This is a genomic window from Acidovorax sp. DMC1 (genome assembly GCF_056314325.1).
Window position 1 is genome coordinate 31,968 of sequence record NZ_JBQUYO010000012.1, and the last position, 23,836, is coordinate 55,803.

Annotated in this window: 17 protein-coding genes and 3 tRNA genes; 5 read left to right on the top strand and 15 right to left on the bottom strand. The window is 64.8% G+C overall.

Annotated features, from left to right (window positions below; genetic code table 11):
- Positions 1-25 precede the first annotated feature (25 nt).
- On the bottom strand, positions 26-2,563 hold the full coding sequence (locus tag ACT531_RS20585; RefSeq protein ID WP_476018632.1) for a DUF1631 family protein: 2,538 nt from the start codon (positions 2,561-2,563) through the stop codon (positions 26-28).
- A gap of 59 nt (positions 2,564-2,622) precedes the next feature.
- Positions 2,623-4,284, bottom strand: a complete 1,662-nt coding sequence (gene ettA, locus ACT531_RS20590) for an energy-dependent translational throttle protein EttA (RefSeq protein ID WP_015014713.1) — start codon at positions 4,282-4,284, stop codon at positions 2,623-2,625.
- Between the two features lie 298 nt (positions 4,285-4,582).
- Here ettA and ACT531_RS20595 point away from each other — a divergent pair, with 298 nt between their 5' ends.
- The 4 genes from ACT531_RS20595 to ACT531_RS20610 all read left to right on the top strand — a co-directional run bounded on the left by ACT531_RS20595 (position 4,583) and on the right by ACT531_RS20610 (position 10,142).
- Positions 4,583-6,370, top strand: coding sequence for a DEAD/DEAH box helicase (locus tag ACT531_RS20595; RefSeq protein WP_110961182.1), 1,788 nt, complete (start codon positions 4,583-4,585; stop codon positions 6,368-6,370).
- A gap of 142 nt (positions 6,371-6,512) precedes the next feature.
- Positions 6,513-6,995, top strand: coding sequence for a Rossmann-fold NAD(P)-binding domain-containing protein (locus ACT531_RS20600; protein WP_476018633.1), 483 nt, complete (start codon positions 6,513-6,515; stop codon positions 6,993-6,995).
- Between the two features lie 45 nt (positions 6,996-7,040).
- Positions 7,041-8,129, top strand: a complete 1,089-nt coding sequence (locus ACT531_RS20605; protein ID WP_110961180.1) for an endonuclease/exonuclease/phosphatase family protein — start codon at positions 7,041-7,043, stop codon at positions 8,127-8,129.
- Between the two features lie 138 nt (positions 8,130-8,267).
- The gene (locus ACT531_RS20610) at positions 8,268-10,142 is read left to right on the top strand and encodes a M14 family metallopeptidase (protein ID WP_110961179.1); all 1,875 of its coding nucleotides are present in this window, start codon (positions 8,268-8,270) and stop codon (positions 10,140-10,142) included.
- A gap of 190 nt (positions 10,143-10,332) precedes the next feature.
- Here the strand turns inward: ACT531_RS20610 and ACT531_RS20615 are convergent, their stop codons facing one another.
- The gene (locus ACT531_RS20615; protein ID WP_110961178.1) at positions 10,333-12,072 is read right to left on the bottom strand and encodes a cation:proton antiporter; all 1,740 of its coding nucleotides are present in this window, start codon (positions 12,070-12,072) and stop codon (positions 10,333-10,335) included.
- A 189-nt stretch (positions 12,073-12,261) separates the two neighbouring features.
- Here ACT531_RS20615 and ACT531_RS20620 point away from each other — a divergent pair.
- A tRNA-Arg gene (locus ACT531_RS20620) sits at positions 12,262-12,338 on the top strand.
- Positions 12,339-12,474: 136 nt separating this feature from the next.
- Here ACT531_RS20620 and ACT531_RS20625 read toward each other — a convergent pair.
- From ACT531_RS20625 to ACT531_RS20680, 12 genes are all read right to left on the bottom strand, one after another.
- Entirely contained in the window at positions 12,475-12,678 is a 204-nt protein-coding gene (locus ACT531_RS20625; protein ID WP_476018634.1) for a hypothetical protein, read from the bottom strand.
- 185 nt (positions 12,679-12,863) lie between these two features.
- A tRNA-His gene (locus ACT531_RS20630) sits at positions 12,864-12,939 on the bottom strand.
- 49 nt (positions 12,940-12,988) lie between these two features.
- Positions 12,989-14,917: a SurA N-terminal domain-containing protein gene (locus ACT531_RS20635; protein WP_476018635.1), complete on the bottom strand. Its 1,929-nt coding sequence runs from the start codon at positions 14,915-14,917 to the stop codon at positions 12,989-12,991.
- Positions 14,918-14,977: 60 nt separating this feature from the next.
- Positions 14,978-15,053, bottom strand: a tRNA-Val gene (locus tag ACT531_RS20640).
- A 15-nt stretch (positions 15,054-15,068) separates the two neighbouring features.
- The gene (locus ACT531_RS20645; protein WP_008906675.1) at positions 15,069-15,341 is read right to left on the bottom strand and encodes an HU family DNA-binding protein; all 273 of its coding nucleotides are present in this window, start codon (positions 15,339-15,341) and stop codon (positions 15,069-15,071) included.
- A gap of 301 nt (positions 15,342-15,642) precedes the next feature.
- Positions 15,643-16,737 (bottom strand): tartrate dehydrogenase, encoded by a 1,095-nt coding sequence (locus ACT531_RS20650; RefSeq protein WP_476018636.1) that lies wholly within the window; start codon positions 16,735-16,737, stop codon positions 15,643-15,645.
- Positions 16,738-16,807: 70 nt separating this feature from the next.
- Positions 16,808-17,374, bottom strand: a complete 567-nt coding sequence (pgsA, locus tag ACT531_RS20655) for a CDP-diacylglycerol--glycerol-3-phosphate 3-phosphatidyltransferase (protein ID WP_015014722.1) — start codon at positions 17,372-17,374, stop codon at positions 16,808-16,810.
- Positions 17,375-17,417: 43 nt separating this feature from the next.
- The gene (gene uvrC / locus ACT531_RS20660; protein WP_476018637.1) at positions 17,418-19,421 is read right to left on the bottom strand and encodes an excinuclease ABC subunit UvrC; all 2,004 of its coding nucleotides are present in this window, start codon (positions 19,419-19,421) and stop codon (positions 17,418-17,420) included.
- Positions 19,422-19,535: 114 nt separating this feature from the next.
- On the bottom strand, positions 19,536-20,516 hold the full coding sequence (locus ACT531_RS20665; RefSeq protein ID WP_476018638.1) for a Bug family tripartite tricarboxylate transporter substrate binding protein: 981 nt from the start codon (positions 20,514-20,516) through the stop codon (positions 19,536-19,538).
- Between the two features lie 78 nt (positions 20,517-20,594).
- Complete coding sequence (locus ACT531_RS20670) at positions 20,595-21,575, bottom strand: Bug family tripartite tricarboxylate transporter substrate binding protein (RefSeq protein WP_476018639.1); 981 nt, start codon at positions 21,573-21,575, stop codon at positions 20,595-20,597.
- A 44-nt stretch (positions 21,576-21,619) separates the two neighbouring features.
- Positions 21,620-22,600 carry a hydroxymethylglutaryl-CoA lyase gene (locus ACT531_RS20675; RefSeq protein ID WP_476018640.1) on the bottom strand — a complete coding sequence of 327 codons (981 nt, stop codon included), beginning with the start codon at positions 22,598-22,600 and terminating at the stop codon, positions 21,620-21,622.
- Positions 22,597-23,802, bottom strand: a complete 1,206-nt coding sequence (locus ACT531_RS20680; RefSeq protein WP_476018641.1) for a CaiB/BaiF CoA transferase family protein — start codon at positions 23,800-23,802, stop codon at positions 22,597-22,599. The genes ACT531_RS20675 and ACT531_RS20680 overlap by 4 nt, the downstream gene beginning before the upstream one ends.
- Positions 23,803-23,836: the final 34 nt, after the last annotated feature.

Genomic DNA, 23,836 nt, shown 5'->3' on the forward strand with positions numbered 1-23,836 from the left:
ACCTGCAGCGCAGGTGTCTTTCCGCTCAGCGATTCTTGGGGGTCTTGGCACCCGAAGCCGGGGCCAGGGGAGCGGACTTGGACAGCGGCGCCATTCGGGAGCTGGAGCCCGTACGACCCTCAGACGACTTGCGGTCTGCTCCACCCGTCTCTGTAACGCCCAAAGCGCGGGCCGCAGGCTTGGCGGGTTTGGGCAGCTGGGCCGGCACCACGCGCAGCGAGCCTTCAGCCGCCAGCTTGTCGCGCATGCGGCGGGTCATGGACTGGGTGCTGGCATCGGGCGCAGTGAACAAAAACAGGGTGCCATGCGGGCTGGCCCACGTAAGCTGGGTGCGCACCACCCGGCCATTGGTCACCAGTTCCACCCACGCCCCGATGACAAAGTCAGCATAAGGGTCGGGGGTGTCCAGCGGGGTCTGAGCGCTGTCCTGCAGGGCAGGAGCGGAAGCCTCGGGCGGTTCAGCCAGTTCTGCCACCTCGGAGACCGCTTCGGGCTCGGCCGCAGGGGCCGGTGCGAGGGCAGCTGGCGCCGGCTTTTCAAAAGCAGCCTGGTGTAACGCCACCAGCCGCTGCAAGAAAGCGCTGGTCTGCACCGCCGGGTAATTGATGGTCTTGAGCCCCTTGCGCAGTTTGGCCAGCAGGCCAGGGATGGCCTCGTTGAGGCGGTCCGTCTCCTGGCGGGTGAGGTCCGGCTGCGCCGTCCACAGCAGCACCGGGACCAGCGCCAAGTAACCACTGGGGTCGTCGTCCTGGCTATCATCGCCGCGCATCACCTGGGCCAGCGCCACCACGTCAGCCCAGGGGCCCGCCGCAAAATCCAGCACGTCCGACGGCACTTTGTCCACATCGGGCAGTTTGCGAATATCGGCTGCGATCTTCTCGGCCAGCAATTCGCGCTGCTCGGCCTGCAATTTGGCTTTCTGTTCGGCCTCCTGATGGGCCTTGATCTTTTGTTCCTGGGTGTCCCAGGCCGACTGCAGCGCCTTGAGCACAGTGTCAAAGGGCCCCGCATCCTTGACCTCATGGGCGGACAGGTGGCCCACCGCCTCCGTCACCAGCCGCATGAAACGACTGAAACCAGGCTCCGTCTCTGCAGTGAATGCCAGGCTGCGTTGCGTCAGCTCGTCGAGCAGGCGGCGTGCAGGGTGATTGCTGTCGGTAAAAAACCGTCCGTCGTGGTGCACCAGTTGCTTGAGCGCGGGCTCCAGGCTCTTGACCGCCTGCTGCACGGGAGGCAACAAGCGGGCGTCCTGCGCGATGTTGGCCATCATGCGCCCCACCACCTCCACCGCCATGGCGGTGGACTGGGTTGCGGCCTCCATGGGCACGGCGGCATAGACCACCGGTGCCACGCCAGGCCCCCGCCAGCCGGCCAAGGGCACGGGCAAGGACCCGGGCTGGCTGACCGTGCCGCCCCCGGCCAGTCGGCCCACCAGGCGCTCCAACTGGGCCATGTCTTCAATCGCTTCAGCGGCTGCGCCTGACGGGTAGTAGCCCCCTGCCAGCGATGACTGGGCGCTGACAGCTCCCGCACGGGGGTCCACCCAGCCTGGCTGACCCGCGCCGCTGGGCACCACCACCGCCTGTGCTGGCACGGCTCCGTAGACCGGAGGAGGGGCAAAGGGATCGCCCCCCGCCAGCATCTGACGCAGGATGCCGACGGTGAGCAGCGCCTCTTCGGCAGCATCCACAGGCATGGGCACCATGGCACCTTGCTGCGACTCGCCGCTCCAGCCCGTGCTGGGGCCCATGCCACGCCCGTAGCCGGTGTTGCCGTAGTCGCCCATGGGCGCATTCATTGACGGGCCATAGCCCGAATAGCCGCCTCCGTATCCCGTGCCAGGGCCACCGTAGCCAGACCCGCCGTAACCGGTGCCCGGGCCTGCGCCGCGTCCGCCGCCCGAAGGCGTGCCGAGCACCGCGTAGCCCACCGGCTGCACGCCATGCTCGCGCAGGCTCTGGGCGGTTTTTTTGTATTCCTCGGCCAGCAGTTTGCCCAACAGGTCGCGCATGTGCTGCATCCACAGCTGGCGGACCTCTGCGGAAACGCCGGTCTCACCCACCACCTGCTGCAGCGCGCGGATGTAGCTCTCGGGCCGCAGCGGGTTGCGTTCAGGCTGCACACTGCGCAAACCTTGGGCGGCACTCACCAGGGTGTTGAGTTCCGCCAGCACGGCGTCCGTGGCATGGAGTGCAGACTGCTGGGCCTTGGACAGCTCCACCTGGGCCTGCATCTCGCTTTCGTCCATGAGCGAAAGCTCGCCAAAATCCATGCCGGTGTCGTCGGCCGAACTACGCCCCTTGGCGACCGCAGGGCCTTCGGCAAAGATTTCGAGCAGGGCCATGGGATAGCCCTTGACCAGCGCTGCCTCGTGCTCGTTGAGCAGGCGCAGCGCATCGCTGAGCAAATTGCGCTGCTGGATGTTGCGGCTAACCGATTCCTCGCTGGTCAAGGCACTTTGGGTGACCTTGACGAGCTGCCCCATCAGGGCCTCGCCCCCGCGGACGGCGTTGACAACGCAGGCGCGGAAAACGGTTCTCAGACGCGATGCGGGCAGGGACATGGTGGGAGGGAGGAATCGGGCAAGAGGTTTCCAGATGCAATCCTACTTGACCTCGGCCTTTATTTGAGGGCCTTGAAACGCATCCGCTTGGGCTTTGCGCCCTCTTCACCGAGTCGCTTCTTCTTGTCGGCCTCGTACTCCTGGTAATTGCCGTCAAAGAACGTCCACTGGCTGTCACCTTCGGCGGCCAGGATGTGCGTGGCAATACGGTCCAGGAACCAGCGATCGTGGCTGATAACCAACACTGTGCCCGCGTATTCAAGCAAAGCGTCTTCCAGCGCGCGCAGGGTTTCCACGTCCAGGTCGTTCGAGGGTTCGTCCAGCAGCAGCACGTTGCCGCCCGCGATCAGCGTCTTGGCCAGGTGCAGTCGGCCGCGCTCACCGCCCGACAGCATGCCCACCTTCTTTTGCTGGTCGCCGCCGTTGAAGTTGAAGCGCCCGGCGTAGGCGCGGCTGGCCATGGTGAACTTGCCGATGTTAATCATGTCCAGGCCGCCGGAGATGTCTTCCCACACGGTCTTGTCGTCCGACAGGGCATCACGGTGCTGGTCCACAAAGGCCATCTTCACGGTCGAGCCGATCACGACTTCGCCGCTGTCTGGCTGTTCGCGGCCCGCAATGAGCTTGAACAGGGTCGATTTACCGGCGCCATTGGGGCCGATGATGCCGACGATGGCGCCGGCCGGAATGTTCATGGACAGGTTGTCGATGAGCACGCGGTCACCAAACGACTTGGTGACATTCTTGAACTCGATGACCTGTGTGCCCAGGCGCTCGGCCACAGGAATGAAGATTTCCTGCGTTTCGTTGCGCTTTTGGTATTCGTAGTCGCTCAGTTCTTCGAAGCGGGCGATACGCGCCTTGCTCTTGGCCTGACGGCCCTTGGCGTTCTGGCGGACCCACTCCAGTTCCTTCTTCAGGGCCTTGGCACGGGCCTCTTCGCCCTTTTGCTCGGACTCCAGTCGGGCCTGCTTCTGGTCCAGCCAGGTGCTGTAGTTGCCCTTGTAGGGGATGCCGTAGCCCCGGTCCAGTTCCAGAATCCACTCGGCGGCGTTGTCCAGGAAGTAGCGATCGTGGGTGATCGCCACCACGGTGCCGGGGAAACGGTGCAGAAACTGCTCCAGCCAATCCACCGACTCGGCGTCCAAGTGGTTGGTAGGCTCGTCCAGCAGCAGCATGTCGGGCTTGGACAGCAGCAGGCGGCACAGTGCGATGCGGCGCTTTTCGCCCCCCGACAGCAGGCCGACCTTGGCATCCCATGGGGGCAGGCGCAGTGCGTCGGCCGCGATTTCGAGCTGGTGCTCGGAGTCTGTGCCGGCGGTGGCGATGATGGCTTCCAGGCGGGCCTGCTCCGCAGCGAGCGCGTCAAAGTCGGCATCGGGCTCGGCGTAGGCGGCATACACCTCTTCGAGCTTGGCCTTGGCGGCAAACACTTCGCCCATGGCCTCTTCCACGCTTTCGCGCACCGTGTGCTCGTTGTTGAGCTGCGGCTCCTGGGGCAGGTAGCCGATCTTGATACCCGGCATCGGGATGGCCTCGCCCTCGATCTCCTTGTCCACGCCCGCCATGATCTTCAGCAGCGTGGATTTGCCCGAGCCGTTCAGACCCAGCACGCCGATCTTGGCGCCCGGGAAAAAGCTCAGGGAGATGTCCTTCAAGATCTGCCGCTTGGGCGGCACGGTCTTGGAGACGCGATTCATCGAATAAACGTATTGGGCCATGGAGGGTTCTAGCTTGCGAAAGTGGGCAGGAAGTCTGCATCCGAGCGGGTTTGGAGGACCATTTGGAGCAATCCAAAAGGACGCCGAACGCGCTCTCAAACCCTGGATTATCGGTCCATGCGACAATACCCCCGTTGTGGGCTCCAGTTGCCCGCCACATCAGCACACTGCTGGGGACGAAGGAAGCCACGCTTCCGGGCTCCCAATCCTGAACCTCATCAGCCTGAGACTGGCTCGGCAACCTCCCGGTTGCACGACAGGCGGATACCCAGCGCCCCGGACGGGCGCATCCAATGACATGACATTTGACGAACTGAACCTGGCTCCTGCCATCCTGAAGGCCGTGCACGAAACGGGCTATGAAACCCCCACGCCCATTCAGGCCCAGGCCATTCCCGCTGTTCTGGAAGGCCACGACCTTCTGGCCGGCGCGCAGACTGGCACCGGCAAGACCGCCGCGTTCACCCTGCCCATGCTGCACCGCCTCTCGCAAGGCACTGCACCCAAGAACAAGTTTGGCGGCAAGGGCATCCGCGCCCTGGTGCTGACGCCCACCCGCGAACTCGCCGCCCAGGTCGAAGAATCTGTGCGCGAATACGGCAAGTACCTGGACATCAACTCCACGGTGGTCTTCGGCGGCGTGGGCATGAACCCGCAGATCGACCGCATCAAGCGTGGCGTGGACATCCTGGTGGCCACCCCCGGCCGGCTGCTGGACCTGCAGCAACAGGGCTTTCTGGACCTGTCCACGGTAGAAGTGCTGGTGCTGGACGAAGCCGACCGCATGCTGGACATGGGTTTCATCCACGATGTGAAGAAGGTGTTGGCCCTGGTGCCCAAGGACAAGCAAAGTCTGCTGTTCTCGGCCACTTTCAGCGATGAGATCCGCGAGTTGGCCAACACCCTGCTCAAGAACCCCCAGAGCATTCAGGTCACCCCGCGCAACACCACGGTGCAGCGCATCTCGCAGGTGATTCACCCCGTGGGCCGCGGCAAGAAAAAGCAGGTGCTGCTGCACATCATCCAGCAACACAACTGGAGCCAGGTGCTGGTGTTCACGCGCACCAAGTTCGGCGCCAACAACGTGGCCGAGTTCCTGACCAAGAACGGTGTGCAGGCGATGGCACTGCACGGCAACAAGAGCCAGAGCGCCCGCACGCAGGCCTTGGCAGGCTTCAAGAGCGGCGAGATCCGCGCCCTGGTGGCCACCGATATCGCTGCGCGCGGCATCGATATCGATGACCTGCCGCACGTCGTCAACTACGAAATCCCCAACGTCCCTGAAGACTACGTGCACCGCATTGGCCGCACGGGCCGTGCTGGCGCTACCGGCGAGGCCGTGAGCCTGGTCTGCATGGACGAAGAAGGCTTCATGATGGACATCGAGCGCTTCACCAAGCAGCAGATCCCCGTGCAAGTCATTGAAGGTTTTGGGCCCGAACCCGGCGAAAAGGCCGAGCCCATTGCCATGGGCCGCCAGACCATCTGGGGCGGCGCAGGCAAGCCCCCGAGCCGCGACGTGATGCAGGCTGCCGCCAAGGCCGCCCGTACCGAAATGATGGAACGCATCCGCACCAACAAGGCCAGCCAAGGCGGCGGCCAGGGTGGCGGCGGCGAGCGCGGCCCTCGTGCTGGCAATGGCGGCGGTGGCCGCTCCGGCGGCGGCGCGCCCCGCAACGCCCAGGGCCCGGCCGGCGGCGGCCGTGGCGGACAAGGCGGTGGTCGCGGCGGCCCGCGTGACGGCGCATCCCAGGCACCAGCACGCAGCCGGGGCCCACGCCCAGAGGGCGGTGGCGGCCATCGCTACGATGACGCACAACCCCCCCGCGCCAATGCGCACCTGGGCACCCACCTGGGTCACAGCAACCCAGGCCATCGCAGCTCGGGCCATGGTGCGGGCGGTCAGCCCGACCCCATGCGCACCAGCGTGGACAGCATGGCTGAACGCGGTCGCCGTGGTGGTGGCGGTGGGTATCGCAACTCTGGAGGTGGTGGCTATGGCGGCGGATCGGGCGCGGGTGGCGGTGGTGGCCGGGGCAACGGGTCTCGTGGGCCAGGCGGTCCTCGCGGCTCTTTTAACCGCTGAGTCACGCAAGGCGCCTTCTGCCCCCGCAGCGGGCGCGCCCGAGACCTCGGGCACCACAGTTCATGTGCTGCATGCCAAGGGGCGGCGAGCCCCCGCGCTCGCCCATCCCCGCCTGCAACTGCATGCGGTGGATTTTGCGGCGATGCCTGCTTTGCCGCCAGCGGATGACGTCTACATCACCCTGGGCACCACCATGGCTGCAGCAGGCAGCCATAGCGCGTTCCGCGCGGTGGACTATGACGCCGTGATGGCCACGGCCCGCGCTGCGCGTGCGGCCGGCGCGACCCGTTGCGGAGTTGTCACCGCCATGGGTGCCAACGCGCAGTCGCGCATTTTTTACAACCGCGTCAAAGGCGAGGTAGAGCGCGACCTGCAGCAGCTGGGTTTCGAGACATTGGTCATCGCGCGCCCCTCCCTGCTCATGGGCGAGCGCCGGGCGCTGCAGCAGGCCCACCGGCCCGCCGAATCGCTGTCACTCAAGCTGTTTCAGTGGCTGAACCCCCTCCTGCCCGCCAACTACCGCGCCCGCCCGGGCGCCGATGTGGCCCGGGCGCTGGTCCATGCCGTACAGTCGGGCCGGCCCGGCCTGCAAGTGCTGTCCGGCCGTGCGCTGCAGCCTCGCTGACAGGCGGCTGCAGCCCTGTGACCACAACGACGCTGCCCGCCCTCCATGCGCCCCACCGAATTCCCCCAACCGCTGGACACCCTGATGGTGGCCACCTGCAATGTGCTCAACCTGGCCAACCCGGGTCGCCTGTTCTACGAGAACCAGGACCCGTACAGCCAGACCGAGTTTGAGCGCAAGATCACTTGGCTGGGGGAGCGCTTTCGGGCACTGAACGCCGACGTGCTGGCCGTGCAGGAGGTCTGGGACGATGCGGCTTTCAAGGGAGCACTGGGGCGGGGCGGCATGCGCTACGACTTCGTCGCCGTACCTGGAGCCGAGAACAACGACACCCAGCAAGGTGCGCAGGGCACACCTCGGGTGGGCCTGGCCACCCGACTCAAGGTCGAGGCTGTGCAGTCCTTCGCCGACTTCCCCCCGGGTTTTCAGGTGGACGTGCCCGGCATTGGCCAACACACGCGCTTTGAGCGTCCGCCCCTTGTGGCCACCTTGCGGATGAAGCATGGCCAGACCCTCAACGTCCTCACCGCCCACCTCAAATCGAAGCGCCCCAAGTTTCTGCAGGATGCCCTGGGCCAGCCCACCGAGGACCGGGACGACCGCAAGGTGGTCGCACTGGCCTCACTGCGCTCACTGATCATGCGTGGCGCCGAGGCCATGGCCCTGCGTTGCCTGGTGATCGACCTGCTGCACCGCACCAGCGTGCCCCTGGTGGTCCTGGGCGACTTCAATGACACCCCCGACAGCGTTACCACGCAGCTGATCTGCGCCACCACCGACATTGCCTACGACCGGACGGCCCGCGATGTGGCACTGTTCAATGCGTACGACCTGCAAGGAGATTTCGCTTTGAAAAAGGACGTGGCCTACTCCCACATCCACCAGGGTGCCCCCTATGTGCTGGATCAGATCCTTGTCAGCGAGGAGTTCCTGCCCAACGGGCGCAATAGCGTGGGTGATGTGCGCCGGGTGGATTATTTCAATGACCACCTGCATGAAGGGCGCGACCGCACGCGCTCGGACCACGGCTTTGTGCGCGCCCTGTTGCGGCTGAAGCTGCCCAGTTCGCCTCCGATCCAGAGCGCATCCCCTTCGCCCACTGACGCCACTGCACCCAGCAACATCCCTCGCTGATCACCGCGACAGCCCAAGCCGCCATGCGTTTGCAACGGGATGTACGCTGACAAGGAGAGTCGGGTGCGCGCAGGTAACATCCACGTACAAAGCGCCCTACTCGCCCCAGATTCGGGGCTCTCTCTGGCAGCCCACACCATGACCCAGCACACATTCCAGCGCGGCCGCGCCGATGCCACCCCGCTTTCACGCCCTGAACCACGGATCACGCGCTGGGCCGCTCCGGCCACGCTGGCAGCGCTGCTGCTGACAGCCTGCGGCAGCACCCCGCTGCCGCCCTGGCCCTCCACGCCAACGGCCCAGCAGCGCAGCGCCCCTGCGCCCCTGCCGCGCGTCCAGCAAGGCACCGTGGTCCCCGCGCCGCTGGGACAACAGACACCCGCGCAGGTGCCGCCACCGCGCGCCGCCGTGGTGGCCAGCCCCCTGCCCCAATCCGCACCGCTTCTGGTGCGCGACGAAGCGCCCATGGCGCCGCCCTATGGCGATGCAGTGGCCGCGCGGTTCCCCAACCCGTCAGTGGTCTACAGCACCCCCGGTCTGGGGGCCGACCGCAGGGCCTTCACGACCAATGCCGAGGTGGGCCAATGGCTGCGCAGCCTGAGCGACAGTGCGCCCCGTAGCGGCACGCGCACCCAGCTGCTGCAGATCGGCACCTCGCAGCGCGGCGAGCCCATACAGGGCCTGCTGGTCACCCGTGCCGCCGGCACAGACCCTGCCAGCCTGGACAAGAGCGGCCGCCCCACCGTCGTACTGATTGGGCAGCAGCATGGCGACGAACCCGCCGGCAGTGAAGCCCTGTTGGTCATCAGCCGCGAGCTGGCCCAGGGCCTGCTTGAACCGCTGCTGGACCGCATCAACGTGGTGGTGGTGCCCCGCGCCAACCCGGATGGCGCCGAGGTGGGCACGCGCGTTACTGCCAACGGCGTGGACATGAACCGCGACCACCTGTTGCTCAATACCCCCGAAGCCCGCGCCTTGGCGCAGGTCATCAACGACTACCGCCCCATCCTCGTCGTGGACGCCCACGAATACACCGTGGTGGGCCGCTATCTGCAGAAGTTCAACGCCATCCAGCGCTACGACGCGCTGCTGCAATACACCACCACCGCCAACTACCCCGAGTTCCTCACCAAGGCGTCGCAGGAGTGGTTTCACCAGCCCATGGTGGCCGCCCTCAAGGCCCAGGGCCTGACGAGTGACTGGTACTACACCACCTCGACCAACCTGCAGGACAAGCGCATCTCCATGGGCGGCACCCAGCCCGACACGGGGCGCAACGTCCACGGCCTGAAAAACACGGTCAGCCTGCTGATCGAGACCCGGGGTGTGGGCATTGGCCGCATGCACATCCAGCGCCGCGTGCATGCGCAGGTCACCGCCATCACCAGCGCCCTGCGCACCACCGCAGAACGCGCCGCCAACCTGGAGCAGGTGCGCTCGTTCGTGGCCCGCGACGTGAGTGCCCTGGCCTGCCGTGACCAGGTGGTCATCGAGGCCGAGGCCACACCCACCCAGCGCGACCTGGATTTTCTGGACCCCGAGACCGGCGCAGACCGCAGTATTCGTGTGGACTGGAACTCATCGCTGACGCTGCGCAACACCAAGGTGCGTGCACGGCCCTGCGGCTACTGGCTGTCGGCGGACGCCAGTGCGGCCGTGGAACGTCTGCGCCAACTGGGCATCCAGGTCATGCGGGTGGCAGAGCCTGGCTCCGTGCTGGCCGAGAGCTACCGCGAAACCACGCGCGAAGCCGGCAACCGCCAGGACGTGATCGGCACCATTGCTGGCAGCGGCGACATCGTTCGCGTGCAGGTGTCCACACTGCGCAGCGCCATCGACGCGCCCGCTGGCAGCTTCTATGTGCCGCTGAATCAGCCGCGTGCGAACCTGGCCGTGGCTGCGCTGGAGCCCGACACGCAAAACAGCTACTTTGCCAACCATCTGATCCAGGAGCTGGGCCAGAGCGCACGCGTGATGGCTGTGCCCTCTCTGGTGTTTGAAGAAACGGATTGACCCTCGCCGTGAGGCAGGCCTCTGGCGGCGTGATGCCGGGGCTTGTCACCCAGGCGGGGGTAGATGGGGCACTCCGTGAAGACGCCGTCCGGAAGCTACGCTGCCCCCTTGAGTGCCGCCATCAATTTGCTATCAATCAAATAGCTGCTTAGGCATATTCTTCTAGCGCAACCGGCAGATTTGGCTCATATCATGCCGGTCCGTGCAGTGGCGCAGGTCGCGTGGCGCGGGACTGACGCTCCCGGGCACGCTCCAGCACGTGGCGGGTCATGGCCTGCGCCAAGGCATCTTCTGCAAGGAACACCTGGGCGTGGCTGCATTCCTGCACCAGCCGCTGGGCCTCGTCCTCATTGTGGCTGCGCACCACAATGTCCACACCCGGGTTCAAAGTCTGCGCGGTCTCGATCATCTGGCGCACCTGCAATGCGTCGGGGGTGGCCACCACCAGCATCGCGGCCCGCGCGATGTGCGCCTGGATCAGCACTGCGGGCTCCACCGCGTCGCCAAACACTGCGGCCACGCCATCGGCACGCAAGGCCTCCACCAGTTCCCGGTTCTGCTCGGCCACCACAAACGGAATATCGTTGGCCGCCAGAGTCGCCGCCACGCGCCGCCCCACCCGGCCGTAACCAACCAGCACAACCTGCCGCGCGAGATAGCGTGAATCGGTGGTCGTGGGTAACTCGGCCAGGGGATCATCACGCTGCTCCAGCCGTCTGGCCCACGCGGACCGGGCACGCAGCCAGTCTTGCAACGGTGCAATGGCACGGAACAACAACGGGTTGAGCGCCATGGAGAACAAGGCGCCCGCCAGCACCAGACTGGCCCCCTCCGGCGGCAGCAGGCCCAATGAAGATCCCAGTGCGACCAGAATGAATGAGAACTCCCCGATCTGCGCCAGACTGGCCGACACAGTGAGCGCCGTGTTGAGCGGATAACGGAACGCCAGCACCAGACCCGCTGCGGCCACGGTCTTGCCCAGCATGATGATGGCAACCACCGCCAGCACCTGCAGCGGACGCTCCCACAAGACCGCCGGGTTGAACAGCATGCCGACGGACACGAAAAAAAGCACGGCAAATGCATCGCGCAGCGGCAGTGATTCGTGCGCAGCACGGTGGCTGAACTCTGACTCCCGCATCACCATGCCTGCAAAGAAGGCCCCAAGCGCAAATGACACGCCAAACAGTGCTGCCGAGCCGAACGCAATGCCCACCGCCGCGGCCACCACACACAGCGTGAACAGTTCACGCGACCCGGTGCGTGCCACCTGCCATAACAGCCAAGGAAACAACCTGCGCCCCACCAATAGCATCAGCGCCACAAACCCGCCCACCTGCAGCAGCGTCCACCCCAGCGTGCGCCAGAGCTGCGCGGCATCCAGGTCGGCCCCGGTGCCGCCTCCCAGCCATCCCCCCAGCGGTGGTAGCAGCACCAGCACCAGCACCATGGCCAGGTCCTCCACCACCAGCCACCCCACCGCAATGCGTCCGGTGTAGCTGTCCAGAATCCCCAGCGTCTCCAGCGCACGCAGCAGCACCACCGTGCTGGCCACCGACAGCGCCAAACCAAACACCAGAGCCCCCCCCATGCCCCAGCCCCACCACAGGGCCAATGCCATACCGAGCGACGTCGCCACCATCATCTGCACCACGGCGCCCGGCACGGCAATCTTGCGCACCGCCAGAAGGTCGCCCCAAGAAAAATGCAGCCCTACGCCAAACATCAGCAGCATCACGCCGATCTCCGCCAACTGGCTGGCCAAGGCTGCATCGGCAACAAAACCAGGAGTGAACGGGCCGATGGCCACCCCCGCCAGCAAATACCCCACCAGGGCTGGCAGCCGCAAACGGGCGGCCAGAAAGCCCAGCACCAGCGCTAAGCCCAAGGCGGCAGCAATGGTGTGGATCAGCGTGACGCTGTGTGGCATGGGCAAATGCTCCAGAGGGCAGGCAAAACGGGGGGATGACCCGGTTATAACCGCATCACCGTCCCGGCAGCAAAATCGCCCCGGCGGCAGCGCCAGGAGCACCGGTCAGGGCGGGTATGATTAGCGCCCTGCGCCAAGCAGTTGCGGACACTCCGCAAGCCGGTCGGCCACACAACCGACCACATCCATCTGCCCGTAGCTCAACTGGATAGAGCAATAGCCTTCTAAGCTATAGGTCGGGGGTTCGAGTCCCTCCGGGCAGGCCAGCCTCTTGGCTGGCAGCTTTCAAGCTCTCTTGCGTACCAATCAAGCCGTTCTGACGAGCGTGGAACGGCCGGGCAATGCCCGCGTCCGCTGGATGACGGATGTGGATCAAGCACCTCGTCGCGTACAGCCCCAACCCTAACGATTGGGCTGCTGCACAGCAGCGTAATTCATGGCAATGGCCTGCACCACGGCACCAATCAATGCCGCATCGCCAGCGCTCTGCGGCAACACGTCGCGCACGATCTGCACCGCGTATTGAAGTTGCTCTTTGGCCAAGGCCGCAGACATGGCGTTGCCGCGTTTTTCACTGGGCGACGCGTCGCGAATCACAAGGCTCATCAGAAACTCCCGAAAGGTTAAGCACGCAGTATGCGCCGTGCGGGACTGTGGTGCGCTGAAGGCTGGGTTATTGATGGAGAAAACCTATTTAGTCCGCGAGGCTGCAAATAGATAAGCGCACGACAACAACCTGAGCCCCAAAGCAAAAAGCGCTGCAACATTTCTGTTGCAGCGCTTTGCTGTTTTGGGGTGGCTGATGGGGCTCGAACCCACGACAACAGGAATCACAATCCTGGACTCTACCAACTGAGCTACAGCCACCGTAGCTTTGTATTATAGCCCGGGATTTTGCCGCCGGACATCAAATTGCTTAATTTTCTGCTGTGACTGCCGTCACAGCCTCAGGGCGCGGCGCCTTGATCTGCACCTTGAAGCGCTGCTTGAGCAATTCATAGTAAGCCAGCCCTTCGGCCGTGGCCAACCACTGCACGTATTGTTGGCGCTCCTGCTGCGCACGCTGCGCGTCCGGCGCCTGGCGTGGCACCACGCGGTTGACCTTGACCACGGCGTAACCGGCAGTCCCCAAATCCACGCCCGTCCAGCCGGGAAGTGTCTCGGCGGGGGCTCGCAGCGCGGCGTCGATGAGGGCGCGCGGCAGGTTCTGGGTTTGTTCACGAGAGACCTCGGTCGCTGCAGCCAGGCCAGTGGCAGAAGACGGTGCGGCCTTCCATGCGGCAAGCTTGGCCTCGCCTTCCTTGCGTGCGAGTTCGGCAGATTTCTCAGCCACATACAAGGTGCGGACACGGGCCTTCACTTCGTCATACGGCAGCGTCAGCGCAGGGGTGTACGCGGTCACACGGCCAGCAGCCATCTGGCTGGGGCCCACTTCCACCGCCTCGGTGTTGCGCTTGTTCTGCAGCGAGTCGGTGGCGAAAAGCGCTTCGAGGAACTTGGCATTGGCCAGCGAGCCCTTGGCACCTGCGGCAGGGGTCCGGGTCACGCCCTTGGCCGTCTGGATCTTCAGCTTGAGCTTGTCCGCCACCGGCTGGAGGCTGTCCGCCTGCTCATACACACCGTTGGTGAAGGCTTCTGCCACCTCGGCAAACTTGCGCTGCGCCTGCTGCTGTTTGAGCTCTGCCTCCATGGTGGGGCGCAGTTCTTCAAACGTGGGCTGACGAGGTGTCTTGATATCGGTGAGCTGGATGATGTGGTACCCAAACTCGGTCTCCACCAGGTCGCTGATTTCGCCTTTCTTCAGCGCAAAAGCAGCCTCTTCGAAGGGCTTGACCATGGCACCCCGGGCAAAGAAATTCAGGTCGCCGCCCGCAGTGGCAGAGCCCTTGTCGTCAGAGGACTTCTTCGCGACTTCGGCAAAGGTGCCTGGCGCCTTGCGAACCTGGGCGAGCAACTCGGTAGCACGGGCCTTGGCCTTCTCGCGGTCTGCAGCGGATGCATCCTTGGGAGCATTCACCAGAATGTGGCTGGCTCGGCGCTCTTCCTTCGCCGTCATGCGAGCCACGTTCTCTTTGTAGTAGGTGCGCAGGTCGTCTTCACCCAGGGTGATGGAAGCACGCACGCTGTCGAGATCGAGCACCACGTACTCGATGGCTGCCTGTTCCAGTTGCTGGAACTGGGCAGGATGGGCTTTGTAGTAAGCCTCCAGGTCCGCATCCGTGGGGGTGACCTTGCTGGCGAAGTCGGTGGCATTGAAGCGCGCAACCTGGATCTCGCGGCGCTCGTACAAAGCGTCGAGCGCGAGCTTGACCTGGGCATCGGTACCAAATGCAGTGCTCATCACACCACCCATCACCTGGTTCACCGAGATGTCGCGGCGCACATTGGCTTCAAACCCTTCGGGTGTCAGGCCTTGCGCGGCCACCAGGGCGCGGTAGGCGTCAGCATCGAGCGTGCCGTCCGGGCGCTTGAGCCCTGCAATCGCAGGGATTTCCTGCAGGCTGCGGGCCAGACGGGCATCGCTGGTCACAAGGTGCATCTTTTGCGCCGCAGCTGCCAGCACTCGGTCACGCACCAAGCGCTCCAGCGTGGCATAGCGGGCACTGGGAGAGTCCAGCAACTTGGGATCGACCGAGGGAGACTGGGCACGGATGCGGTCGGTCTCCATGCGATGGGCATTGTCCCAGTCCGTCTGGTTGATGTTGTTGCCATCGACACGGGCCACTACCGGGCTCTTTTCAGAGAAATAGTTGCGGTCGATGCCTACCAGCACAAACGAAGGAATGATCAGCAAGAACAAGAAGATCATCACGATCTTGGAGTGCTTGCGGATGGATTCAAACATGGTCGATCTTTCAGAAGACAAAAAACAAAAGGCGAACTTGCGTTCGCCTTTGTTCGGTGGTGGTGGGTCCTGACGGTCTCGAACCGCCGACCTACTCCGTGTAAAGGAGCCGCTCTACCAACTGAGCTAAGGACCCTACCTAAACTGATCCTCAGTTCAAGGCGTCTTTCAATGCCTTGCCAGGACGGAACTTTGGAACTTTAGCAGCTTTGATTTTAATCGTAGCGCCAGTGCGGGGATTGCGACCGGTGCGGGCAGCACGCTTGCCCACGGCAAAAGTACCGAAACCGACGAGCGACACGGTGCCGCCCTTCTTGAGAGTCTTCTTGACGGCCTCGATCGTGGATTCCAGGGCACGCGCAGCAGCGGCCTTGGAGATGTCGGCGTTGGTAGCGATGTGCTCGATCAATTCGGTTTTGTTCACAAGAAGCCTCTCGGAAAAGAGTTAATGGAATGTCTCGCGGATATCTGGTCTTCACACGCTTGCAAGCACAGCCGGGGGCTGGTGGAGAACAAGCGGGGGAATGACTGGCATACACAGCAGTGGCTGCTGCATCAGATTAAAGCCATCGAGTTTCAGAGTGTCAATACAACACGCTGTTTTGCGTCAGCGATGTTTTGAATTCTAGTCGTATTTCACGCTGCGACAGGGCTTGGCGGGCGTTTTTGTCTCAAACACGCCGTATGGGCAGCATTCCGTATTGACACCCCGCAGCCAGCCGTACTCAACGGGCTGTGAGCGCCTGCGCGATGGCTTTGCCCACATCCTGCGTGCTGCCCGTGCCACCCAGATCCGGGGTGCGAGGAGCACCACTACCGGGTTGCAAAACGGCCTCAATCGCGGCCAGCACAGCGTCGTGCGCAGCGCGGTACCCCAGGAAGTCCAGCATCATGGCGCCGCACCAGATCTGCCCGATGGGGTTGGCGATGCCCTTGCCTGCGATGTCAGGCGCCGAGCCGTGCACGGGCTCGAACAGCGACGGCATGGTGCGTGTGGGGTTGAGGTTGGCGCTGGGCGCGATGCCGATGGTGCCAGTGCAGGCCGGTCCCAGGTCGGAAAGGATGTCGCCAAACAGGTTGCTGGCCACCACCACATCAAAGAAGTCGGGGCGCTGCACGAAGTGGGCCGTGAGGATGTCGATGTGGAACTTGTCCACCTTGACATCGGGATAGGCCTTGGCCATCTCGGCCACGCGCTCGTCCCAGTAGGGCATGGTGATGGCGATGCCGTTGGACTTGGTGGCGCTGGTCAGGTGCTTCTTGGGGCGCGACTGGGCCAGCTCAAACGCAAACTTCAGGACGCGGTCCACGCCATGGCGCGACATCACCGTCTCCTGCATCACGATCTCGCGCGGGGTGCCCTCGTACATGCGGCCGCCGATGCTGGAGTATTCGCCCCCGGTGTTCTCGCGCACGATCAGCATGTCGATCTCGCCGGGCAGGCGCGGGCTGCCGTCGCGGCGCACCACCGGCGCGACCACGCCGGGCATGAGGCGCGCGGGGCGCAGGTTGATGTATTGGTCGAACGCGCGGCGGAACAGCAGCAGCGAACCCCAGAGCGAGACATGGTCGGCGATCTTTTCGGGCCATCCGACGGCGCCAAAGTAGATGGCCTCATGGCCGCCGATCTGGTCCTTCCAGTTGTCGGGCAGCATCTTGCCGTGCTTTTCGTAGTAGTCCCAACTCGAAAAGTCGAAGTGGTCGAAGTGCAGGTCGATGCCAAACTTGCGCGCAGCCTCGTCCAGCACACGTAGCCCCTCGGGCATGACCTCTTTGCCAATGCCATCCCCGGCAATGACTGCAATGCGATGCTTCGCCATTCAGATGCTCCTGAAAATATAGCTGCCTGCGCTTATTTCACTAGCGCTTTAGACATCAAAGACTTGAAAATTATTTGACGCGTGCCCGGATCTCGGGAAGCGCCTTCTGCAGGTAGTACACCATCGACCAGACCGTGAGCACCGCCGAGGCCCAGATGAGCCAGGTGCCCCACACGCCCGTATCGATCACGCCGAACAGGCGCCCGTCGTACAGCAGGAAGGGGATGGCCAGCATCTGCACCGTGGTCTTCACTTTGCCGATCATGTGCACGGCGACGCTCTTGCTCGCACCGATCTGCGCCATCCATTCGCGCAGCGCCGAAATCGCAATCTCGCGGCCGATGATGATGAGCGCCACGAACACATCGGCACGCTGCAGATGCACCAGCACCAGCAGCGATGCGCACACCAAAAACTTGTCGGCCACCGGGTCCAGGAACGCGCCAAACGACGAGGTCTGGTTAAGCTTGCGAGCCAAGTAGCCGTCCAGCCAGTCCGTGGCGGCAAACACGATGAACATCACCGTGGCGATGAGATTGCGCGTGGCTGGCTCCAGCGGCGCGTAGAACACCCCCACGATCAAAGGTATCGCGACGATGCGCGTCCAGGTCATCAAGGTGGGGATAGTCCAGAACATGGCGGCGATTGTGTCACGGCGCAGCCGTGGAACTGCGCGGGGCCTATCTCAAGGCCTTGTAAATTTCTTCTGCCAACTCGCGTGAGATGCCATCGACGGTCGCCAGGTCCTCGACACTGGCGGCCGCCACGCCGCGCACCCCGCCAAACCGCTGCAGCAGCCGCGCGCGCTTCTTGGGGCCGACGCCCGCAATTTCTTCGAGCTGCCCACCGCCCACACGCACCTTGGCGCGCGCAGCGCGCATGCCGGTGATGGCAAAGCGGTGCGCCTCGTCGCGGATCTGGGCCACCAGCATGAGCGCGGCCGAGTCCTTGCCCAGGTAGACCTTCTCACGCCCATCGGCAAAGACCAGTTCTTCCAGCCCCACCTTGCGGCCTTCGCCTTTCTCCACGCCCACGATGCGGGTCAGGTCGAGCCCCAGCGCAGTGAACACCTCGCGCGCCACGCCCACCTGGCCCTTGCCACCGTCGATGAGCACCAGGTCGGGCAGGCGCGCAGCCCCTTTGCGGGTGGGCGCGCCAGCTTCCGCGTCAGGCGCGGCAAAGTCGATGCCCCCCTCCTCGCGCTGCGCCTCCACCACCTTGCTGTACCGACGTGTGAGCACCTGGCGCATGGCGGCGTAGTCATCGCCGCCAGTGATTCCCTCGATCTTGTAGCGGCGGTATTCGCTGCTCTGCATCTTGTGGTGGTGGAACACCACACACGACGCCTGCGTGGATTCGCCCGCCGTGTGCGAGATGTCGAAACACTCGATGGTGAGCTGGTCCAAATCTTCGGGCGGCAAGTCCAGCGCCTCGGCCAGGGCCCGCGTGCGGGCCTGCTGCGAGCCCTCCTCGGCCAGCAGCCGCGCCAATTGCAGGTCAGCGTTCTTCTGCGCCATGTCCAGCCAGGCGCGGCGCTGTTCGCGGGGCTGGTGGATGGCGTTCACGCGCAGGCCACTTTGTTCGGTCAGCGCGTCCAGCAAGGCCTTGTCCACCGGCACACTGGTCACCAGCAGCGGTGGCACAGGCACACCGATGTAGTGCTGGGCAATGAAGGCCTCCAGCACCAGGGCCTCCACGGGGCGAACCGGACGAGACGGGGTAGCCACCGTTTCATCCGCACCGTCCCCGCCCTCTTCTTCGAACACCGCCGCAGCGTCCTCGACGTGCACCGGAAAGTACGGCCGGTCGCCCAGGTGGCGGCCACCGCGCACCATGGCCAGGTTCACGCAGGCGCGTCCACCTTGCACGCGCACCGCCAGGATGTCCACATCCTTGTCATCCACCGTCTCAATGGACTGCTGGTGCAGCACGCGCGACAGCGCCTGGATCTGGTTGCGCACCTCGGCAGCCTGCTCAAACTCCAGCTTGTCCGAATGCGCCATCATCCGCGCCTCCAGCGCCTGCAGCAGCTCCTGCGTTTCACCACGCAGCAGTGCCTCGGCATGCTGCACATCAGCCGCATAGGCCTCGGGCGAAATCAGGTCCACGCAGGGCCCAGTGCATCGCTTGATCTGGTACAGCAGACAGGGCCGCGTGCGGTTGGCAAACACGGTGTCTTCGCAGGTGCGCAGCCGGAAGACCTTTTGCAGCAGCTGGATGGTTTCCTTGACGGCCCAGGCGCTGGGGTACGGGCCGAAGTAGCGGTGCTTTTTATCGACCGCGCCCCGGTAGTACGCCATGCGCGGAAACACCTGCCCCGGCGCATCGCCCCGTGTGTGCGCGCCCGGCGTGCCGGTGATCTTGAGATAGGGGTAGCTCTTGTCGTCGCGGAACAGGATGTTGAACTTGGGGTTCAACGTCTTAATGAGGTTGTTTTCCAGCAGCAACGCCTCGGCCTCGGAGCGCACCACGGTGGTCTCCATGCGCGCGATCTTGCTGACCATGTGGCCGATGCGGGTGCCGCCATGGTTCTTCTGGAAATAGCTGGACACCCGGCGCTTGAGGTTGAGCGCCTTGCCCACGTACAGCAGCGCATCCTGCGCGTCGAAATAGCGGTACACGCCCGGCAGCGCGGGCAGCGCAGCCACCTGCGCCAGGAGTTCTTCGGAATGCACATCAGACATGGCGCGTATTGTGGCCTCGGGCGCCGCCTGCCCCATTCACTATCAAAAAAATAGCTGCCAGCGCATATTCAACCAGCGCTTGCAGCCATTTTGATCAAAAACACCGCCCCTCGGTCACTCCGCCTCGATCTTCGAGGTCTTCACCACCTGCGCCCAGTTGGCCAGATCGGCCTTCACCTTGTCACCCAGCTGCGCCGGGGTCTGGTAGTCGGCCGTGGCGCCCTGCTCCAGCGCCTTTTGCTGGAAGGCCGCGCTTTGCACCACGGTGCGGATGTCGGCCGTGAGCTTGTCCACCACGGCCTTGGGCACGCCGGCCGGGGCAAACACCGCAAACCACGAAGTGGCATCGACCTTGGGGTAGCCCGCTTCGGCCGTGGTGGGCACATCGGGCAGGCTGGGCAGGCGCTGCTTGCCCGTCACGGCCAGCACGCGCAGCTTGCCGCTGGCGATGTGGGGCATAAACGGCGGCGCTGTCCCAAAGGTCAGGTCTACCTGGCCACCCAGCAGGTCCTGCAGCGCGGGGCCTGTGCCCTTGTAGGGCACGTGGACCATCTTGATGCCGCCCTGCTGCTCCAGCATGGCACCCGTGACGTGCTGCAGCGAGCCGTTGCCCGACGAGGCGTAGTTGAGCTTGCCGGGGTTGGCCTTGGCGTAGGCGATCAGCTCGGGCAGCGTCTTCACTGGCAGGTCGGCCCGCACCACAATGATCTGCGGGGCGGAGATGACGTTGGCCACGGGCTGGAAGTCGCTCTGCTCCCACTGCTTTTGCTTGGTGATGTGGGGCGAGATGACGTGGTAGCCCGAGTACTGCATGAGCAGCGTGTACCCATCGGCCTCAGCCCGCTTGACGGCGCTGGCCGCAATGTTGCCGTTGCCCCCGCCCTTGTTGTCTGCGATGACCGACTGGCCCAGCACCGGCGCCAGGGCCTGCGCCAGCATGCGGGCCGACAGGTCGGTGGTGCCGCCTGCGGCGGTGGGCACCACCAGGGTCACGTTCTTGGAGGGGTAGGCGCCCTGCGCCGCTGCGTGGCCGATAAAGCCCGTGGCCAGCGCGGCGAGGGCCAGGGTGGTGAACTGCTTGCGGGTGGTTGTCATGAAAGCGATGTCTCCGTTGTCGTTGTTGTCAAAAATCTGAAAAGCGAGGAACCTTTGGGTGCCAAGAAGCGTGCGCGGTCAATCGACCGTGGCGCCCGTTTCCTTGACCACGCGGCTCCACTTGGGCAGGTCGGACTGCACCAGCGCCGCCAGTTGCGCCGCCGTGCCCTTGAAGGGCTCACAACCCACGGTGGCCAGTTTCTCGACCACATCCTTGTGCTCCAGCGCGCGGGCCACCTCGGCCTGCAGTTGCGCGACGATGGGCGCGGGTGTGCCGGCCGGGGCAAACAGCGCATACCAGGGCGCCTGGCCAAAGCCCTTGATCGTCTCGCCAATGGTGGGAGCGTCGGGCAGCGCCGCCACGCGCTTTTCATTGACCACGCCCAACACCTTGAGCTTGCCCGCCTTGATGAACGCAATGGCCGACGGCAGGCTTTGCACCGACAGCGGCACCTGTCCGCCCACCACGTCGGTGGCGGCAGCGGCGGAGCCCTTGTAGGGAATGTGTTGCAACTGAATGCCTGCGGCCTTTTGCAGCATTTCGCCGATCAGGTGGTTCAGCGTGCCGTTGCCCGCCGAGGCAATCGAATACTTGCTGGGGTTGGCCTTGGCCAGGGACACCATTTCGGCCACGGTGTTGGCGGGGAACGAAGGGTGCGCCACCAGCACATAGCCCGCAGTCGCCACGGGCGCCACGGGGGCAAAGTCCTTCACGGGATCAAAGCCGGGGTTCTTGTAGAGCGCGGGACCAATCACGTGGGCGCTGTCGGCTGTGAGCAGCAACGTATAGCCGTCGTTGCGAGCTCGGGCCGTGGCGCCGGTCGCCAGTGTGCCGCCCGCACCAGGGCGGTTCTCCACGATCACGCTCTGGCCCAGTTGCTCACCCAGCTTTTGCGCCACCACGCGCGCAATGGCATCGTTGGCACCGCCTGCGGCCTGGGGCACGACCACGGTGATGGGCTTGGAGGGGTATTTGTCCTGCGCGCCCGCCGCAAAGGCGGCAGAGCACAACACGGCAGCCGTGAAGAGGCGGCGGGACAGTGGGGCGGGGAAGGTCATGGTTTTGTCTCCTGTTGTGATGGGGGGTGCTGGCGCGTCCGCATTCAGCGGGACAGCGCTCTTTCGCGGATGGCATCGAAATCGGCAGGCACCGGGTGCAGCGTCAAGCGCGGCCCCGCCTTGGCGATCTGGCTCGGAATGTCGTGGCCGATGAGCGCAGGCAACTGCTGCGCGGCGGCCACCAGTCGGGCCAGGTCCACGCCCGTGTCGTAACCCATCAGCGCGAGCGCGTGCACGATCTCTTCGCTGCACACATTGCCGCTGGCGCCCGGCGCGTAGGGGCAACCTCCCAGGCCGCCCAGGGACGCATCAAACCGGTCAGCACCCGCGTCGATGGCCGCCAGCACATTGGCAAGGCCCATGCCGCGCGTATTGTGGAAATGTAGGGTGAACTCCACCCCCGGCCAGCGTGCGCGGGCTGCCGCCGTGAGCTGGTGCACCTGCGTGGGGTAGGCCATGCCCGTGGTGTCGCACAGCGTGATGCCGCACACGCCCACGTCCACAAAACGCTGCACCCAGCCAAACACATCGGCCTGGGCCACATCGCCTTCCATGGGGCAGCCGAACACACACGACAGCGACACATTCACCGCCACGTTGGCGCCCTGCGCCAGGGCCACCACCTGCGCCAGCGCCGCGAACGACTGTTCCTGCGTCATGCGCAGATTGGCCAGGTTGTGGGTGGCGCTGACGGACATCACCAGGTTCAGTTCATCCGTGCGCGACTCGATGGCACGCTCGGCGCCGCGCAGGTTGGGCACCAGCGCGGTGTAGACCGTGCCAGGGCGGCGCGTGATCTCGCGCATCACCATCTCGGCGTCTTTCAGCGCGGGGATGGCGGTAGGCGATGTGAACGAAGTCACCTCGATCTTGGACAGCCCGGCTGCAGACAGTGCATTGCACAGCGCGATCTTGTCAGCCGTGGGCACGAAGGCCTTTTCCATCTGCAGGCCATCGCGCAGCCCCACTTCCTGCATGTGGATGCGGCGACCTGCGCCTTGCCAAACGGTGCTGGGTGCGTTCATTGCACGACTCCTTTGCTGCGCAGCAATGCAATCTGCTCGGCATTGAGCCCCATTTCTGCCAGCACCGCATCGGTGTCATCGCCCAGGTGCGGCGCGCTGCTGCGGATGGTGCCCGGCGTGGCCGAGAGCTTGGGCACGATACCCGGCACCTCCACGCTGTAGCCGTCACGCGTCTGCTGGGTCAGCAGCATGTCGCGGGCGCGGTAATGCGGGTCTTCGGCGATGTCCTTGGCGGTGTAGACCTTGCCCGCAGGCACGCGGGCGGCGCCCAATGCATCCAGCACCTGCTGCACGGTGCGCCGCGCGCTCCAGGCGCCAATCGCAGCGTCAATCTCTTCCACACGCGCCACGCGGCCGGTGTTGTTGGCCAGATCGGGTGCGGCGCCCAGGTCGGGCCTGCCAATCGCGTCCATCAGCCGCTTGAAGATGCTGTCGCCATTGCCCGCCACCAGCACCCAGCCGTCCGTGCAGGGGTACGCGTTGCTCGGTGCAATGCCCGGCAGCGCACTGCCTGCCGCCTCGCGCACGGCGCCAAAGGCACTGTATTCGGGGATCAGACTTTCCATCACGTTGAACACGGCCTCGTGCAGTGCCACGTCAATCACCTGGCCTTTGCCGCCGTTGACCTTGCGGTGGTACAGCGCCGTGAGCACGCCGATGGTGCCGTGCAGCGCCGCCAGCGTGTCACCAATCGACACGCCCACCCGCACCGGCACTCGGCCGGGCTCGCCCGTCAGATGGCGCAGGCCGCCCATGGCCTCGCCAATGGCACCAAAGCCTGGCAGGTCGCGGTAGGGCCCCGTCTGGCCGTAGCCAGAGATGCGCAGCATCACGAGGCCGGGGTTGAGTTGGTGCAACTCTTCGGGCGACATGCCCCAGCCCTCCAGCGTGCCGGGGCGGAAGTTCTCGACCAGCACATCGGCCTCGGCAATCAGCTGACGGGCGATGTCCTGGCCTTCCTTTTGGCGCAGGTCCAGCGCCACGGAGCGCTTGTTGCGCGACTGCACCTGCCACCAGACGGAGGTGCCTTCCTTGATCAAACGCCAGTTGCGCAGGGGGTCGCCAGTCTCTGGCGCTTCGATCTTGATCACGTCGGCGCCAAACTCGCCCAGCGTCTTGCCGCAGAACGGCCCGGCAATGAGCTGGCCCATTTCGATGACGCGCACGCCTTGCAGTGCGGCGGGGGAAGCAATGGAATCCATGGGTGGGGTTGTCTCCTGCGGCCAGCCCCACGCC

Bases quoted from the DNA above. Each gene is read 5' to 3' on its own strand.
- ACT531_RS20585 (WP_476018632.1), bottom strand. From the start codon at position 2,563: ATGTCCCTGCCCGCATCGCGTCTGAGAACCGTTTTCCGCGCCTGCGTT.
- ettA (WP_015014713.1), bottom strand. From the start codon at position 4,284: ATGGCCCAATACGTTTATTCGATGAATCGCGTCTCCAAGACCGTGCCG.
- ACT531_RS20595 (WP_110961182.1), top strand. From the start codon at position 4,583: ATGACATTTGACGAACTGAACCTGGCTCCTGCCATCCTGAAGGCCGTG.
- ACT531_RS20600 (WP_476018633.1), top strand. From the start codon at position 6,513: ATGCCTGCTTTGCCGCCAGCGGATGACGTCTACATCACCCTGGGCACC.
- ACT531_RS20605 (WP_110961180.1), top strand. From the start codon at position 7,041: ATGCGCCCCACCGAATTCCCCCAACCGCTGGACACCCTGATGGTGGCC.
- ACT531_RS20610 (WP_110961179.1), top strand. From the start codon at position 8,268: ATGACCCAGCACACATTCCAGCGCGGCCGCGCCGATGCCACCCCGCTT.
- ACT531_RS20615 (WP_110961178.1), bottom strand. From the start codon at position 12,072: ATGCCACACAGCGTCACGCTGATCCACACCATTGCTGCCGCCTTGGGC.
- ACT531_RS20625 (WP_476018634.1), bottom strand. From the start codon at position 12,678: ATGAGCCTTGTGATTCGCGACGCGTCGCCCAGTGAAAAACGCGGCAAC.
- ACT531_RS20635 (WP_476018635.1), bottom strand. From the start codon at position 14,917: ATGTTTGAATCCATCCGCAAGCACTCCAAGATCGTGATGATCTTCTTG.
- ACT531_RS20650 (WP_476018636.1), bottom strand. From the start codon at position 16,737: ATGGCGAAGCATCGCATTGCAGTCATTGCCGGGGATGGCATTGGCAAA.
- pgsA (WP_015014722.1), bottom strand. From the start codon at position 17,374: ATGTTCTGGACTATCCCCACCTTGATGACCTGGACGCGCATCGTCGCG.
- uvrC (WP_476018637.1), bottom strand. From the start codon at position 19,421: ATGTCTGATGTGCATTCCGAAGAACTCCTGGCGCAGGTGGCTGCGCTG.
- ACT531_RS20665 (WP_476018638.1), bottom strand. From the start codon at position 20,516: ATGACAACCACCCGCAAGCAGTTCACCACCCTGGCCCTCGCCGCGCTG.
- ACT531_RS20670 (WP_476018639.1), bottom strand. From the start codon at position 21,575: ATGACCTTCCCCGCCCCACTGTCCCGCCGCCTCTTCACGGCTGCCGTG.
- ACT531_RS20675 (WP_476018640.1), bottom strand. From the start codon at position 22,600: ATGAACGCACCCAGCACCGTTTGGCAAGGCGCAGGTCGCCGCATCCAC.
- ACT531_RS20680 (WP_476018641.1), bottom strand. From the start codon at position 23,802: ATGGATTCCATTGCTTCCCCCGCCGCACTGCAAGGCGTGCGCGTCATC.